Below are 528 nucleotides of genomic sequence, written 5' to 3'. Positions count from 1 at the left end.
GCCATGCGCGGCGCATCCTTGCTGTGCATCGCGAGGCGTGGCTGGCTCTCAAGGGCGCGCGAGCCGATGGGCGCTTGGCCATAGGCACGACACAAGATTTCGCCGATAGCGGCCTGCCGGAGCTGCTCAGGGCCTTTGCCGTGAGCCACCCGCGCGTCAGGATCGAACTGCGCGTCGGCCGCTCCGCCGAATTGGCGCACGCGCTGCAAACCGGCATCCTTGATCTGATGATTGCCATGCGACAGGCTCCGGCGCCTGACGAAGTCGGCGTGCTCCGCGAGCCGCTGGCGCTGCTCGATCCGCAGTGCGGCTTTCGTGACGCGGCGATCGCGGCACTCGACACGGCCGGCCGTCGCTACCGCATCGCCGCCGGCAGTGCCAGCCTGGCCGGGCTGCGCACGGCGGTGAATGCCGGTATTGCTCTGACGCTGCGGACGGCGCGCTTTGCCCACTCCGGCATCGTCGAGGCACCGCGCGACCTTGGGCTGCCGCCGGTTCCAATCGCCGAGTTCGCCATCCGGCTGCGGC

The 528-nt window shown here is 70.1% G+C and carries 1 protein-coding gene; it reads left to right on the top strand.

What is annotated here, in order from left to right; all coding sequences use genetic code 11:
- Positions 1–528: LysR substrate-binding domain-containing protein (locus E5W87_RS19010; RefSeq protein ID WP_292400755.1), on the top strand; the 528-nt coding region annotated here is incomplete at both ends.

Origin of the sequence: Mesorhizobium sp., from assembly GCF_004962925.1 — a bacterium.
Lineage (GTDB): Bacteria > Pseudomonadota > Alphaproteobacteria > Rhizobiales > Rhizobiaceae > Mesorhizobium.
The sequence above is the reverse complement of the archived record's forward strand: the minus strand, read 5'-3'. Positions and strand labels throughout refer to the sequence as shown.